This is a genomic window from Thermobacillus composti KWC4, assembly GCF_000227705.2.
In the GTDB taxonomy this organism is placed as follows: Bacteria; Bacillota; Bacilli; order Paenibacillales; family Paenibacillaceae; genus Thermobacillus; species Thermobacillus xylanilyticus.
The window spans coordinates 2,936,992-2,951,992 of sequence record NC_019897.1 but is presented as its reverse complement, the minus strand read 5'-3'; the positions used below and the strand labels follow the sequence as shown (position 1 = coordinate 2,951,992).

15 protein-coding genes are annotated in these 15,001 nt (G+C 60.5%); 13 read left to right on the top strand and 2 right to left on the bottom strand.

All coding sequences use genetic code 11. The features are described from left to right. The first annotated feature begins 106 nt into the window (after positions 1-106). From THECO_RS13720 to THECO_RS13675, 10 genes are all read left to right on the top strand, one after another. Entirely contained in the window at positions 107-436 is a 330-nt protein-coding gene (locus THECO_RS13720) for a BlaI/MecI/CopY family transcriptional regulator (protein WP_015255654.1), read from the top strand. A 38-nt stretch (positions 437-474) separates the two neighbouring features. Further along, entirely contained in the window at positions 475-792 is a 318-nt protein-coding gene (locus THECO_RS13715; protein WP_015255653.1) for a hypothetical protein, read from the top strand. Positions 793-1,028: 236 nt separating this feature from the next. Continuing rightward, the gene (locus tag THECO_RS13710) at positions 1,029-2,834 is read left to right on the top strand and encodes a cache domain-containing sensor histidine kinase (RefSeq protein WP_015255652.1); all 1,806 of its coding nucleotides are present in this window, start codon (positions 1,029-1,031) and stop codon (positions 2,832-2,834) included. 19 nt (positions 2,835-2,853) lie between these two features. After that, complete coding sequence (locus tag THECO_RS13705) at positions 2,854-3,990, top strand: response regulator transcription factor (protein ID WP_015255651.1); 1,137 nt, start codon at positions 2,854-2,856, stop codon at positions 3,988-3,990. A gap of 132 nt (positions 3,991-4,122) precedes the next feature. Next, positions 4,123-5,418 carry an ABC transporter substrate-binding protein gene (locus THECO_RS13700; RefSeq protein WP_015255650.1) on the top strand — a complete coding sequence of 432 codons (1,296 nt, stop codon included), beginning with the start codon at positions 4,123-4,125 and terminating at the stop codon, positions 5,416-5,418. Positions 5,419-5,530: 112 nt separating this feature from the next. Next, positions 5,531-6,415 carry a carbohydrate ABC transporter permease gene (locus THECO_RS13695; RefSeq protein WP_015255649.1) on the top strand — a complete coding sequence of 295 codons (885 nt, stop codon included), beginning with the start codon at positions 5,531-5,533 and terminating at the stop codon, positions 6,413-6,415. Then, entirely contained in the window at positions 6,412-7,236 is an 825-nt protein-coding gene (locus THECO_RS13690) for a carbohydrate ABC transporter permease (RefSeq protein WP_015255648.1), read from the top strand. The genes THECO_RS13695 and THECO_RS13690 overlap by 4 nt, the downstream gene beginning before the upstream one ends. A 135-nt stretch (positions 7,237-7,371) precedes the next feature. Further along, positions 7,372-8,010, top strand: coding sequence for a TetR/AcrR family transcriptional regulator (locus tag THECO_RS13685; protein ID WP_015255647.1), 639 nt, complete (start codon positions 7,372-7,374; stop codon positions 8,008-8,010). Further along, a complete protein-coding gene (locus THECO_RS13680) occupies positions 8,007-8,696 on the top strand; it encodes an MBL fold metallo-hydrolase (protein ID WP_015255646.1) in 690 nt (229 codons plus the stop codon). The genes THECO_RS13685 and THECO_RS13680 overlap by 4 nt, the downstream gene beginning before the upstream one ends. Positions 8,697-8,723: 27 nt before the next feature. After that, positions 8,724-9,086 carry an MmcQ/YjbR family DNA-binding protein gene (locus THECO_RS13675; protein WP_015255645.1) on the top strand — a complete coding sequence of 121 codons (363 nt, stop codon included), beginning with the start codon at positions 8,724-8,726 and terminating at the stop codon, positions 9,084-9,086. A 6-nt stretch (positions 9,087-9,092) separates the two neighbouring features. Here the strand turns inward: THECO_RS13675 and THECO_RS13670 are convergent, their stop codons facing one another. Continuing rightward, positions 9,093-10,523 (bottom strand): MFS transporter, encoded by a 1,431-nt coding sequence (locus THECO_RS13670; RefSeq protein WP_157373578.1) that lies wholly within the window; start codon positions 10,521-10,523, stop codon positions 9,093-9,095. 17 nt (positions 10,524-10,540) lie between these two features. Then, positions 10,541-10,741, bottom strand: coding sequence for an SDR family oxidoreductase (locus THECO_RS13665; RefSeq protein ID WP_041853922.1), 201 nt, complete (start codon positions 10,739-10,741; stop codon positions 10,541-10,543). On the opposite strand from THECO_RS13665, the gene THECO_RS13660 reads away from it, so the two are divergent. The 3 genes from THECO_RS13660 (at position 10,742) to THECO_RS13650 (ending at position 14,998) form a co-directional block, all read left to right on the top strand. Continuing rightward, positions 10,742-11,380: a response regulator transcription factor gene (locus tag THECO_RS13660; RefSeq protein ID WP_052835909.1), complete on the top strand. Its 639-nt coding sequence runs from the start codon at positions 10,742-10,744 to the stop codon at positions 11,378-11,380. Further along, positions 11,373-12,728, top strand: a complete 1,356-nt coding sequence (locus THECO_RS13655) for a sensor histidine kinase (protein ID WP_015255642.1) — start codon at positions 11,373-11,375, stop codon at positions 12,726-12,728. Before THECO_RS13660 ends, THECO_RS13655 begins: the two co-directional genes overlap by 8 nt. A gap of 188 nt (positions 12,729-12,916) precedes the next feature. Further along, positions 12,917-14,998, top strand: coding sequence for a multicopper oxidase family protein (locus THECO_RS13650; protein ID WP_015255641.1), 2,082 nt, complete (start codon positions 12,917-12,919; stop codon positions 14,996-14,998). The last annotated feature ends 3 nt before the right edge of the window (positions 14,999-15,001 follow it).

The following is a 15,001-nucleotide window of genomic DNA, read 5'->3' as shown; positions in this document are numbered from 1 at the left end:
TTCTTGGCCAGGATCGTGGCGATCTTCTTGACGTTTTGATGGTGTTGACCAATAAAACTACATCATGTAGATTTAATTTTACCTACAATGGAAAAGGAGGGCGACAATGGAAAAACTGCAGAAAATGTCCGAAGCCGAGAAACAAATTATGGACATCATTTGGTCCTGTGCCCGCCCGGTAACGACGGCTGAAATCTTGACCAGACTGCCGGAAGACAAGGCATGGAAGCAAAACACCGTCATTACGTTTTTGGCGCGTTTGATGGAAAAGGGCATGGTCAAAGCGACAAGGGCAGGAAGGGCGAATCACTATGAGGCTTGTTTGACCGAACAGGAATACCTGAATCTCGAAACCAAACGGTTTTCATCGGGGTTCCGTGTTCGGCTTGATCAACACGCTGTGCGACAGCGGAGATCTGACGAAGGAAGATATTGAAGCATTGATGAAACGATTGCAAGAGCAGAGAGGCCGGCATGAATGATTTCTGTTATGCTTTGCTCCTGATGTCGGTCGCGGCGTCCATCCTGTACCTGTTGTTGAAACTTTTCATCCCGTTGGCGCCGGGCATCGTCCCGAATACGGCGGAGTCTCCGTTCGATGCGCTGTTTGAACGGGTGAGCCGGAAATGGCGGGAACCAACGGCCGTTCCGGAAGCAAGCCATCTGAGCACGGCGGAACAGACGGGCAACATTCCCGAAGACGGCCATTACTATTTCATTCTGCAAAACGAATCGAAAACGGCATCGTGTGAAAAGGTGGAGCTGCCGGTTCATGATCAAATTCGTTCGTAAATCATCGCGTGATGCAACGAGCGGCATGCTTGCTTCATGGAGAGCATGCCGCTTTTTCATGCAATCATGCCGCCGGGCAAAATAAAAAGTCTTGACGATCATGCGGTACACTGACGAAAATGATGATTAAATGCGGCGGGGTCCAATTTTTTATCAATATTTATAAACTTGGTTTTACAATATAAAACAAGCTGAATGGATTGTCCTCGGCTTGTTGACCGGGGGGAGCATGGACGATGTCAAGGATCATGGATGTGCTGAGGCGTTACCTGAAGGGCAAATCGATCATCCGGACGATGATGTTCTCCTTTTTGACCGTGAACATCTTGCTGCTGCTCCTTCTCGGGCTGCTGTCCATCCGCGATTCCACGGCGAGCCTTACCGAGGAATTGACGCAATCCAGCTACAAGATCATGGAACAAGCGGCAAGAGGGTTGAGCTTCAATCTTGAAGAGGCGACGCGTCCGCTGGTGATTCTCGCGGGCCATTATTCCGTCAGGGCGTTGATGAATCCGGGCAGACAATTGGATGTCGAAGGCCGCATTCAGCATGAGCGGAATCTTGCGGATGTCGCCTTCGGTGTGACATCGCTGCAATCGTTCATCAGCGACATCCTGATCCTGGGCGAAAACGGCTATGTGAACAACCTGGACGGCCGGATTACCCTGCGCTGGAATTATCCGTTCACCGAACAGGACTGGTTCCGGCAGGCGGTGTCGGGGATTCCGAACAGGGGCTTCATCCCGCTCGGGCTCCACAAGCAGGACTATTACATGGAGAAATACATTTCGAAATACGATCAGCCTACGCTCTCGATCGCCCTGCCCGTCAACGATCACACCCGCAAGCCGATCGGCGCGGTCATCGCCAATCTTGATTTGAACAAGGTCAGCGGCATGTTCGAGTTGACCGCCAATCAGAACAATCAGTCCGTGTTCATGATCGACAGCCGGCGGACCATCATCGTGCACAAAGATGCCGAAGCCATCGGCACCCGCTTGGCATTCAAGGGCATCGAGCGGATCCATGCCGAAGAGTCCGGCAGCTTCATCACGGATATTGACGGCCGGGAGACATTGGTGACTTTCCACCCGACAACCGTCAAGGGGTGGAAGATGGTGTCGACGATCCCGATGTCCGTGATCCGCGGGCAGGCGGATTCGCTGAAATCCAATCTGTTCGGGTTTATTTATCTCTGTCTGCTGCTCAACCTGCTAATTTCCATCGTGATCACCGTGCGCATCTCCCGGCCGTTCGGGCGGCTGCTCTCCGCACTGGACAAAATCGGCGAAGAGAGCGTCTATGTCATTTCGAACCATTACAAATACCGCGAGCTGAATGTGATTGGCGGCAAGTTCAAGGAACTGGTCCTCCGGATCCAGACGCTGGTCAGACAAAACTACCAATCGGAACTTGCGCGCAAAGATGCCGAATTGAAAACGCTGCAATCGCAGATCAATCCGCACTTTCTGTTCAATACGCTGCAGCTCTTGCAGACCGAGATCGTATGCGGCAGCACGGAGGAATCGAATCATCTGGTGCTCTCGCTGAGCAGCTTGCTGCGGTATTCCATGAAGCAATCGGAAGAAATGGTCGAACTGGGGCGGGAAATTCAGAACGTCAAAGATTACCTGTACATCCTGAACAAAAAGTATGACAACCGGATCGATATCGAGTACCGCATCCCGGACCAGGAGATTTTGAAACACCGAACGATCAAGTTGATTCTCCAGCCGATCATCGAAAACGTCGTGCTTCACGGTTTCGGGGAAAATCCGGTGTCAGCCCGCGTGCGGATCGGCGCCGTATCGGTCAAGAAAGGGATTCTGGTCGCCATCCGGGACAACGGCAAAGGCATGACCCGGCAGCAACTCCGAATGTTGAGGGCGCAGCTCGATGACCCGGACCACAGGCCGGAACACATCGGCCTTTACAACGTCAACCAGCGGATCCGATTGAAATTCGGACCGGATTACGGATTGCGGATCCGAAGCAAACCCGGAGCGTTTACGGCCGTTTACGTCGTGCTGCCGAAAGTTTGAATGTCAGGGAGGTTGCGACATGAAACTGCTGATTGCGGACGATCAAATTTCGCTCCACCGATATCTGGACAAGGTCATGGACTGGGGCGCGATGGGATTTACGGAGGTGCAGCATGCCTACGACGGTGAGGAAGCGGCCGCCAAGGTCGCGGCATTCCATCCGGATATCCTGATCCTGGACATCCATATGCCGATCTTGAACGGGATCGAATCGCTCAAGCGGGTCAGGCAGTCCGGCCATTCGCCGAAAACGATCATCCTGAGCGCTTATGACGAATTCGAATATGCGAGGGACGCGATTCATCTTCAGGTCTCCCGTTACTTGCTGAAACCGGTCGACGCCGTGCAGCTTCGAAACGCGCTCGAGGAGTTGATCCGGGAGTCCGAAGCGGCCTTCCGGCAGACGATCGGCGCCGAGCTCGACCGGATGCTGTATACCGGGGAGATGGAGGCCGAAGCGCTGCAGACGATTCGCAAGGGGTTCGATTACCTCGGGATCGACCGATTCGCCGTGATCACTTGCGCAGACGGTGCGACGGACGGCCATTATGCCCGCTGGCTTAAGGAACAGGCCGCCGGTTCATTCAAATGCGCGATTGCCGGCAAAAGCAAACATGGAAGCGTGGTCCTGGTCGGCGGAAAGGATCCATTGTCAGGCGGCATGCTGCGGGAGTTCATCGAGTCTCTTCTTCAGCTTCCGGATGCGCCATGCGGCTCGCCGCCGCCGATCGGGATCAGCTCGGTCGCCCAGGATGCCGCGGTTCTGCCGCAGCTGATCGCGGAGAGCGCCCGGGCCGCGGCGGCGCCCGCCGAGACGGGCTCCAGGCTCCAGGATACGATCAGGCGGATCAAAAAGCATATCGACGGCAGCTTTCACGAAGACCTGACCTTGCAGTCCGTCGCGGATCGATTCCGGATCGACAAATACCAGTTGTGCCGGATGTTCAAGAAGGAGTTCGGCGTCAATTATTGGTCATATGTCATGAAAGTGCGGATGGAGAAAGCCGCCGAACTGCTCGCCGGTACGGAATGGAAGAACAGCCTCATCGCGGAGCGGACCGGATTTTTGGACGAAAGCCATTTCAGCCGCGCGTTCAAAAAGTTTTACGGCATAACGCCCAAGGAGTACCGCCGCAGACATGCCGAAGCCCGCTGAGCGTCCGAAAGCGCAACAATTGACAACTCGACCCGCAAGATTTTGAATTCCGATTCGGAGCAGGCTCCATTATACTTCAACATGTAGAAATTGAAAGTGCTTACAAAACAACGGACAGGGGGATGCTTAAGCATGATCAAAAGATTGACATGGCCATTGATGGTCATTCTGTGTGCTGCACTCGTGCTGACGGCATGCGGTCAAAGCGGCAATAAAGGCACGAACGGCGGGACGAGCGGCGGCGAGTCCAAAGACGCCGATGCGCCGAAACCGGTTACGCTCAGCATTCTGTCGTGGAACAATGAACAGGAGATGAAGCCGGTCCTTGACGGGTTCAAGGCGAAATATCCCCATATTTCGTTCGACTTCTCGTTCGCGCCGCCGGTCACCGATTATATTGCGAAGCTGCAGACGATGCTGCTGTCGGATACGGCGCCGGATATTTTCATCATCGCCGCGGAGAACCGCAACGAGATCATCGACGGCGGATTCGCGATGGATCTGACCGACCAGCCGTTCATGTCCGTCATGCTGGACAGCAACAAACCGATGCTGAGCAAGAACGGCAGGACGTACGGCTTCACGCAGACGGGATGGGCCGGCGGACTGTTCTACAACAAGCAGCTGTTCGAACAGGCCGGCATCGAGAAATTGCCGGAGACATGGGACGAATTCGTCGAGATCTGCCTGAAGCTGAAAGAAGCCGGCATCCGTCCGCTGTACGACCGGATGCATGACATTACGATCATTCATTCCGCCATGTTCGGCGCGAACGTGTTGACGAAGGATCCCGATTTCGACGAGAAGCTGTTCAACGGGGAGACGACGTTCGCGGAAGGCTGGACGGAAGTGCTGAAGATGTGGAAGGAAGATTTGATCGACAATGAAATTTTGACCCCCGACATGATCGGTTTGACGAGCGAGCAGGTGATGAACGAGTTCTCCCTCGGCAACGTCGCGATGGTTCCCGGCGGTCCGTGGAACATCAGCACCATCGAGGCGACCAACCCGGACATCGAGTTTGAAATTATGCCGATTCCGGGCAAGGAGCCGGGCAACAAGTATTACAACGGGGCGCCCGGCGTAGGCTTCGCCATCAACAGCAAGACGAAGCACAAGGAAGAAGCGCTGCTGTTCCTCGAATATCTCAGCACGGAAGAGGGACTCCGGCAATTCGAAGAAGGAACGGGCGGCATCATTACGGCGCACGGCTACACCACCAACGTGCATCCGGCGTATCTGCCGGCCTACAACGACGGATTGATGGCGGGCCGGATCTACTTGCCGATGGTGTCGTGGGCGCGGCATCAGGAAGCGCTCCGCAACCAGTTCCTGATTGCCATTCAGGATATGGCGATGAACAAGATTACGCCGGAAGAGGCGGTCGAGCTGCTCGATAAGAAGCTTCAGGAAATGGAAAATAAATAAATCGCGAGTCCTGTAGAGAGGGTATAGGATCACCTACTACCCTCTTTTTCATCACGATCGTTGCTTGCGAAGCGCAACGGTCATGTAGCGCAGACCATTGAGGAGGCTGTTTATGACCCGAATCGTCCGCCAAGCGCAGTACCTGGTGTTCCTGGTACCGATCTTGGTCGTTTACTCCCTGTTTACGATTTACCCGCTGCTCAAGGCGTTCTTCCTGAGCTTTACGAATTTCGACGGCTATTCGAAAGTCTATGATTTCGTCGGGTTGAAAAATTATATGCGGATCTTCGCCGATGACGCCCTGCTGTCCGCGATCTCGTTCACACTGTTCTTCACGTTCGCCAAGGCGCTGCTCGTGACGGTGCTGGCGATTCCGCTCGCCATGATTCTGGACCGGAAATTTCTGACCCGGAATCTGCATCGCGCCGTCTTCTTCTTCCCCTCGATCCCGAGCGGACTGCTGCTGGCCTACATCTGGGGATTCATTCTGGCGCCGATCGGATCGGGCGTGATGAACACGATTCTGCGGGAAGTGTTCGGCATCGGGCCGCAGCCCTGGCTGGCGGATCCGCTGCTCGCCAAGCTGTCCACGGTCGTCGTGGCGACGTGGGCGATCACCGGGTGGCATGCCATTCTGTATCTGGCGTTCCTGCAATCGATCCCGAAAGAATATTACGAGGCGGCCGCGATCGACGGCGCGAGCCGGCTGCAGCAGGTGCGCCACATTACGCTGCCGCTGCTTGCGCCCGCCATGACGATCAGCGTCATGCTGCTGCTCACGGGCGGGCTCAAAGTATTCGAAATTCCGTTCGCCTTGACCAAGGGCGGGCCGGGCTACGAGACGTACACGATCACCCAGGTCATCGTGCTTCGGGGGATCACGGAAACCCAGTACGGCCTTGCGTCGGCGATGTCCATCGTATTCTTCCTGATCGTGCTTTCGATCGCCGTCTTCCAGGTCACGATCATGCAGCGAAGGGAGCAGCATTTGCAATGACGGAATCCAACAAAAAAAACTGGCTGCTCGATCTCCTGATGCTCCCTGCGGGAATCGTCGCGTTCTTCCCGTTCTACCTGATCATCATCAACACGTTCAAGACGATGCAGGAGACGGCCAAGAACCCGATCGCCCTGCCGTCGAAGTGGATTTTTACAAATTATATCGAAGTGTTCGAGGGAACGGCGGTGCTGCGAAGCTTCGGCAACACGCTGACCGTCACCTTGTTCTCCGTCGTGCTGATCGTGCTGATCGGCGCCATGGGCGCGTACCCCGTCGTGTTCAACTCGAACCGGATTACGCGGCTCGCGATGCTGTATCTGCTTGCGGGATTCATGATTCCGTTCCAGGCGACGCTCATCCCGCTCTTTCAATTGATGACCGACCTGCGCTTGATCGACAAGCTCTACGGCCTCGTCATGCTGTATACGAGCGGATCGGTGTTTGTCTTCTTCCTGATGACGGGCTACATGAAGACGATCCCGCGGGATTTGTCCGAGGCCGCCGTGATCGACGGCTGCAGCATATGGGGCATCTTCTGGCGAATCATCCTGCCGCTGCTCAAGCCGATTACGATTACGAGCGTCATCTTCGAGACGATGTGGATCTGGAATGACTTTCTGGCGCCCATGCTGTTCCTGAACTCGTCCTCCAAGTCGACGCTCGTCCTGCAGATCTACAAGGCGAAGGGCGAATTCAACGTCCAATGGCCGATGTTCATGACGCTTACGGTGATCACGCTGATCCCGATCTTCATCTTCTTCCTGCTCATGCAGAAACATATCGTCAAAGGCATCGCGGCCGGCGCGGTGAAAGGATGACGATCTGCGGGCAGGCGACCTCAGCCGATGTCTGGGGTCGTTTTTTTATTGCTTCCAAGTTGTTGTTGACAAAAAACTAACCAATGGTTATATTTGAATCAACAAAAACTAACCAATGGTTATAAGGTGGCGGCCATGCGGAAACAACATCAGTCGCGGGCGGAACGGACGAAACGGAACATCATCGCGGCGGCGGCGGAATTGTTCGCCGAGCGGGGGTTCGAAGCGGTCACGATGCGGGAGATCGCGGCGCGGGCGGGCTGCTCCCACACCGCGATCTACCTCTATTTCACCGACAAGGAAACGCTGCTGCAGCATATTTCCGTGCCTCCATTGCAGGAACTGCGGGAGGAGCTCGCGGGCATTCTCGCGAACGACGCGGCCCCGGAAGCGCAATTGAACGGCATGTGCATGACCTGGATCCGGTTCTGCCTGTCGCACCGGAACCTGTACGACGTGATCTTCAATGTCGGAGCGGAGCGGGTGGACGAGAAGGACCCGAAGCTGGAGATGAACCGTCTGCGGAACGAACTGTTCGGCATGCTGATGCAGGCGATGCGGGGCTGCCTGCCGCCCGGAACCGGCGAGGAACGGCTGCTGGCATGCACGCGCATCATGTTCTACATGGCATACGGCATTGTCGGGACGTACCGGCATTCGCCCGAGTCGCTGGATGAGCTGATGGCGAGGCTGGGCCCGACGTTCCGCGACGCGTTCCGGGCGCTGCTGATCGGTTTCAATGCCATTATCGAAGAAGGAGGCAATGGGGGATGAACGTGACCAGGGTATCGGAACATATCTGGAGCGTCCATACTTGGCTTGTCTTCCCGATCACGGTATGGCTCGTGAAGGAGGAGGACGGCGTCACGTTGGTCGACGCCGGCATTCCGAAGATGGCGAAGGGGATCAACGCCGCGATCCGCTCCCTCGGAATCGGGCCGCTGAAGCGGATCGTGCTGACGCACGGCCACTCCGATCACGTGGGCGCGGTCAAGCGGCTGCTGCAGGAATGGCCGGGCGTGCCGGTCTATGCGCACCGGCTGGAGATCCCGTTTGCGACGGGGGAAGCGCCTTACCCGGGCCGCAGGAAGGCGGCGCAATATTTGCCGGGCGGGCTGCCCCGGCCGCTTCCCGAAGGCGCGGGCGGCCGGCTCGAACCGATCGGCGGGCTGAATCCGTACTGGACGCCCGGCCACGCGCCGGGCCATGTCGTCTACCATCACGTGCAGGACGACGTGCTGCTGGCCGGCGACCTGTTCAACGCGAAGCGCGGGCGGCTCCACTTCCCGCTCTTCACGTTCGACAAGGCGCAGGCGCTGGAGAGCAGCCTGATTGTGCGGGAGCTCAAGCCGGCGCATATGGAAGTGTGCCACGGCGGTCCGGTGCGGCGTCCGGCCGACCGGCTCGACGATTACCTGCGGGCGCATGCGCGCCATGCCGGAGCGGGAGCGCAAGCCTGACAATACACGGATAAAGGCGGGATTGGCATGGATAGGGAGGAATTGTTCCACCGGATCCGGTCGCGCTGCCTGTCCCTTCCGGGGACGAGCGAGCGGATCAGCCACGGGGCGCCGGCTTTCTTCATCGACGGCAAAAAATGTTTCGCGCAATACCGGGTCAACCACCATGGAGACGGACGGATCGCGCTCTGGTGTTCCGCCCCGCCGGGCATGCAGTCCGTGCTGACGGAGTCGAACCCGGACCTTTACTTCGTTCCGCCATATGTCGGCCATCTCGGCTGGATCGGCCTGCGGCTGGACCGCGGCGCGGAATGGGACGAGATCGCCGGCGTGCTCGAAGACGCGTATTTGAGCAGGGCGCCGAAGAAATACAGGAAGCCGCCGGGATGACATTCGCTACTCCATGCTCCGCGAACCCGCCGCCCGATCCCGGCAGGCCGGGGCGGGGCGGCGCAGCAGCAGCCAGATTCCCGTGCCGATGATCACCGTATAGATGAGCAGCGCGGCGAACGCGGCACGGTAGCCGGCCAGCGCCTCCGGGGATTGCGGGGCGTGGAGCAGCTGCCCGCGGGAAAACCAATCGGCCGCGGACACCAGCATCGCCAGACTGACGGAGGCGCCGATCTGCGGCGCGACATTCCACAGGCCGGCGGCGGCTCCCTGGTCATCGCGGGCAAGACCGTTCGTCATGGCGACGGAGGAGCCGACCATGATACAGCCGACCCCGATGCCGATCAGCACGGTTCCCGGCAGGATATGGGCAAGATACGCATCCTGCGCCGCAAGCTGCGACAGCCGCCAGCTCCCGAGCGCGAAAGCCGTGGCTCCCGCCAGCAGGACCGGCCTTGTCCCGAAGCGGGAAATCCATCTTCCGGCCAGATTGGCCGCAAGAATGACGGTCAGCTCCTGGGGGAGGAAAGCGGCGGCGGCCCGGAGCGGCTCGAATGCCATCGCCTGCTGCATGTACAGCGTCAGCATGAAAATCGACGGGCCGATCACGCTGCCGAACAGGAACGCCGCAACCGCCGCTCCGGAGAAAGCCTGCCCGTACAGCAGGTTCAGCGGCAGCAGCGGATGCGCCGCCGCGCGCTCGATCCGGACGAACAGCGCAAGCAGCAGGACGGACAAGGCCAGCAGCAGGACGGTCCAATACGCATCCCGCATCGTTCCGCCTTCGGACAGCGCGAGCACCAGACAGCCGATGCCCAGCGTCGCCGCCATCGCGCCCGCAAGGTCGAGCGGCCGCCGGTCGCCGGCCCGATCGGCCGGCAGGATCGGCAGCGCGGCCGCGACGAGCAGGCCGGTCAGCACCGTGAGGAAGAACACGGCCCGCCATCCGAACCATTCGGTCAGCGTTCCGCCGAGAATGAGCCCGGTGACGAACCCGACCGCCGACACGGAGCTGAGAATTCCCATCGCCCGGTTGCGGGGCGGCCCCTCCGGGAAGAGCGCCGCGACAAACACGAACACCATCGGCGCAATGAGCGCCGCGCTGAGTCCCTGCAGCGCCCTCGCCGCGATCAGCCCCCCGAAGGCGGGCGCGAACCCGGCCGCCGCGGATGCCAGGGCGAACAGCCACGCCCCCGCGGCCAGCGTCCGCCGCCGGCCGAACCGATCCCCCAGCCGGCTCCCGACAAGCAGAAATCCGCCGAAACAGAGCGTGTACGCCGTCGTGATCCATTGCAGCCGGCCCGACGCGGCGCCGAACTCCTGCTGGATGGAAGGAAGCGCGATCTGCACGATGGAGGCGTCCAGCAGCACCATCAGCTGCGCGACGCAGAGCAGCAGCAGCGCCGCGTTTGCCGTGTTTTTGTGTCGAGTGCGCATCGCGATCATTGTCCGCCTCAGTGGATCGTCTTGACCAGACCGCCGTCGATGATGCTGTCCGTTCCGGTGATGATCGCGGCGCTGTCGGAGGCCAGGAAGACGATCAGATTCGCCACTTCATGCGGCTCGGCGAACCGGCCGAGCGCGATGCCGCGCTCCAGGGCGAACTTGCGCACGGCTTCCTCGGTCGCGGGTTCGGGCAGCCTTCCCGCCCACATGTGATTCTGTTCGTCCTGAGCCGGGAAGGGTACCGCGTCCGGGGAGCGGTCAACGGACAGGAGGCGCTCGAGGAAATGGACCGCTCGCCCGCGGATCTGGTCGTGCTGGACGTCATGATGCCGGTCATGGACGGATGGGATCTGTGCCGCGAACTGCGGCGGATCAGTCCGGAACTGCCGATCATCATGATTACGGCCAAGCACGAGACCAGCCAGAAGGTGAAGGGGTTCGACCTGGGCGCCGACGACTATCTCGTGAAGCCGTTCGACCCGCCGGAGCTGGTGGCCCGCATCAAGGCGGTGCTGCGCCGGTACCGGATCGCGGCCGACAAGCGGATCGTACTGGGAAGCCTCAAGCTGGACCGGCTGCAGGGGACGGCGTCGGTGGACGGCGTGAATGTGCATCTGCCCCCGAAGGAGTTTGAGCTGCTGTATCAGCTTGCCAGCTATCCCGGCCAGATCTTCCTGCGCGATCAACTGATCGAGACGGTCTGGGGATTCGACCACGAAGGCGACGAGCGGACGGTCGACGTTCATATCAAAAGGCTGCGGGAGCGCTTCGCCGCCTATACCCATCTGTTCCGCATCGTGACGATTCGCGGACTCGGGTACCGGTTGGAGATGGAAAGCCATGATTAAGAGTCTGAACCTGAAAATCTTGATGATCTTCATCCTCGCCCTGACGGTGGGGTTCGCCCTTTCCGTTCCGGTCACGGCGTATCTGTTCCGGGATGTAGTCGACCGGTCCATCCGGGACGCGTACGCGGCGCGCGCCGGAATGATCGCGGATGTCTACCCCCGGCTTGCGGCGGACGAGCGCGGCCCCTATCTGGAGCGGCTGTCCGGGGACCAGGGGGCATCCCTGTGGGTCTACGACCGGAGCGGTCTGCGCCACGCCTACGGACGGACGGAAGAGCCGCTGCTGACCGACGAGGATATCCGGCTCGTCTTGGACGGCGCCGAAGTGGTGAAGCGGGCATCGTTTTGGCCGTTGCCGACGAGTCTGTACATGGGGTTCCCCGTTCGGACGGCGGAGGGGACGCTGGCGCTCGTCATCCGCCCGGAACGCTCCGATGCCGTGCGGCTGATGGCCGGCGTCACGGCCGTGTTCATTCTGACCGCGCTTCTGATCGGCAGCTTCAAATTCATCCTCTTCACGAGAATCGTGATCAAGCCGCTCAAAGCGTTGACGGCCGCCACCCGCAAGGTGGCCAAAGGCGACTACAACCTGTCGCTTCAGACGAAGAGCAAGGATGAGCTCGGCATCCTGACGAAGCAATTCCGGCAGATGACGGAGGAGATCAGCCAGGTCGAGAAAATGCGGCAGGAGTTCGTATCCAACGTGTCCCACGAAATCCAGACCCCGCTCGCGTCCATCTCCGGCTACGTCTCCATTCTGCAAAGCGGCGGTCTCAGCGAGGAGGAGCAGCTTCGCTGCCTGGACATTATCCGGCAGGAGAGCATGCGGCTGTCCCGGCTCAGCGAGAACTTGCTCCGGCTGGCCGCGATCGATTCGAGCCATTTCCGGTTCCACCCGTCGACCGTCCGGCTGGACCGGCAGCTGCGCCGCGTCGTCGTCACCGCGGAACCGCAATGGGCGGCGAAACGGCTGAACATTCATCTCGATCTTCCGAGGACGGAGATTCGCGGGGACGAAGATCTGCTGAACCAGGTCTGGCTGAACATTCTCGGCAACAGCATCAAATTTACGCCCGAAGGCGGCGAAATCTTCATCGAGCTGAAAGCCGGCGACGGCGGGATCGGCGTCGTCTTCCGGGACACGGGCATCGGCATCGGCGAAGAAGATCTGCGGCGCGTCTTCGAGCGCTTCTACAAGGCCGACAAATCCCGCAACCGCGATGCGGGCGGCAGCGGGCTCGGACTTGCGATCGTGCGGCGCGTCGTCGAATTGCACCAGGGAACGGTCGAGATCGGCAGCAAGCCGGGCGAAGGCACGGTGGTCACCGTGATGCTGCCGGCCGTGTAACCGCGCGGGCCAATGTGCGGGCCAATGGAATACTTAGGAGGAACCGTCTTCCGCAAATGCGGGAGGCGGTTTTTTTGTCGGCTTGAGGGTTACAAAATTTACCATCTCGTTCAAATTGCGTTCATGAAGCGGGCGTAGTATCGCAGGGAGCATGCCGCATTGGGACTGGAGAGAGAGGGAGGTCGTCCATGATCTGGGTAATGGTTCAATTCGCATCGACGATTCTGCTTGCCGTCGCATCGGGCTTCGCCGCCATGTGCGCGGGCCGGGTCTGCCTTGCGCCGACGACGGGAAAAATGGCTTCCCGCCTGCGGACGTCGCTCGTCTTGATCTGCATCGGCGGCCTGGTCCTGTTCGTCAAGCTGGCGGCAACCGTTCAGCTCGCGGCGACGGCGGGCTGGATTGTCGTGGAAGACAAAGCGGTGGCGCAGCTCCCGATGCTGCTGATCCCGGCCGCGGCCGTGCTGTGGTGCTCGATTCCGGCCGCGAAGGCGATTCGGGCGGACATTCGGGCGGCGGCCGGAGCGCCGAAGGAGCCGCCTTCGCCGCAAGCGCGCCTCAGCGCGGCCGAGCCGCTCTGGGCGTTCCCGGTCTGCCTGGCGTACATCGGCGCGCTCCTGTCGGTGATCCAGCAGTTCTTCATCGCGGAATGGCCGCTTCCGGTCGGCAAGATCCTCGCGGTCTGGGCGGTGTTCGCCGCCTGGGCCTGCCTGCTCTGGATCGAGCTTCGAAACCGGCATCGCCGGCTCGCGGCCGCCGGCCGGCCGGAATGGGGGACCCGGGCCGCGCGGCTGTACCGGAAAGGGGGAGCGGTGCTGGCCGCCGCGTCCGTCTTCGTCATCTGGTACGTGCTCGGGGCGCAGGCGAGCCGCGTGCCGGACCGGATGAGCATGGCCGGCGATGGGCACGCCGGGGGGCATGCCCGTCACGCCGCTGCCGCGGCGCAGCCGGTGAGCGTCGCCGAGCTGACCGGTCCCCGGTCCGCATTGCCCGACCGCTATTTCTACCTGGAGGCGCAGAAGACGATGGTGACGCTGCCTTCCGGCGAGCAACGGGAAGCCTGGACGTTCAACGGCGAGCTGCCCGGCCCGGAGCTACACGTGAAGGAAGGGGAACTGGTCGAAGTCGCCCTGTACAACCGGGACGTCGACGCCGGCGTGACGATCCATTGGCACGGCATCGACGTGCCGAACGCCGAAGACGGCGTCGCGGGCCTGACGCAGGACGCCGTCATGCCGGAACAGCTGCACATCTACCGGTTCGTGGCCGATGAGGCCGGAACGTATTGGTATCATTCCCACCATCAATCGTCGCGGCAGGTGCAGATGGGGCTGTACGGCGTCATCATCGTGGAGCCGGACGAAGCGCCGGCGCAGCCGGCGGTCGATCTTACGGTCATGCTGCACGAATGGCAGACCGAGAACGGGACGACGGTGACCCTGGGCGGTCCGGACCGGCTGCGGCGCGTGAAGGCGGAACCCGGCACGCCCGTCCGGCTCCGGTTCGTGAACGCCGGGAATCTGCCGGCATCCGTTTACATCTCGGGCGTTCCGTTCCGGGTGACGGCGATCGACGGCGCCGATCTTCACGAGCCGGGCGACCTGACCGGTGCCCGTCTGGAGCTGGCGGCCGGCGGGCGGTACGACGTGACGTTCGTGATGCCGGAGACGGCCGTCGGCGTCGCGCGCCGCGGCGGACCGTTCGCGCAGGACAGCGGCGCGCTCGTGCTCAGCCCGGCGGATGAGGGATTGCCGCCGGCCGCCGCCGCGGATACGGTATTTGATCCCGCTTCCTACGGGACGCCCGCCGAGGCGAAGTTCGGTCCCGATACCCGCTATGACCGGCATTACACGCTCGTCTTCGACAACCGGCTCGGCTTCTACAACGGGAAGTTCAATTTCGTGCAGACGATCAACGGCCGCGTTTTCCCGGATGCGCCGATGTTCATGGTCCGCGAGGGAGAGCTGGTGAAAATGACGCTTGCCAACCGCGGCTTCGAGGATCATCCGATGCACCTGCACGGCCACCACATCCAGGTGTTGAGCCGGAACGGAAAGGCCGTCACCGGCAGTCCGTGGATCGCCGACACGCTGAACGTGGCGCCCGGCGAACGGTACGAAGTGGCGTTCGAGGCCGACAATCCCGGCATCTGGATGGACCATTGCCACAATCTCGACCACGCCGCCGTCGGCATGTCCGCGCATGTCGCCTATGAAGGCTATTACTCTCCGTACGAAATCGGCGGCGCGACCGTCAACCAGCCGGAATGAGCG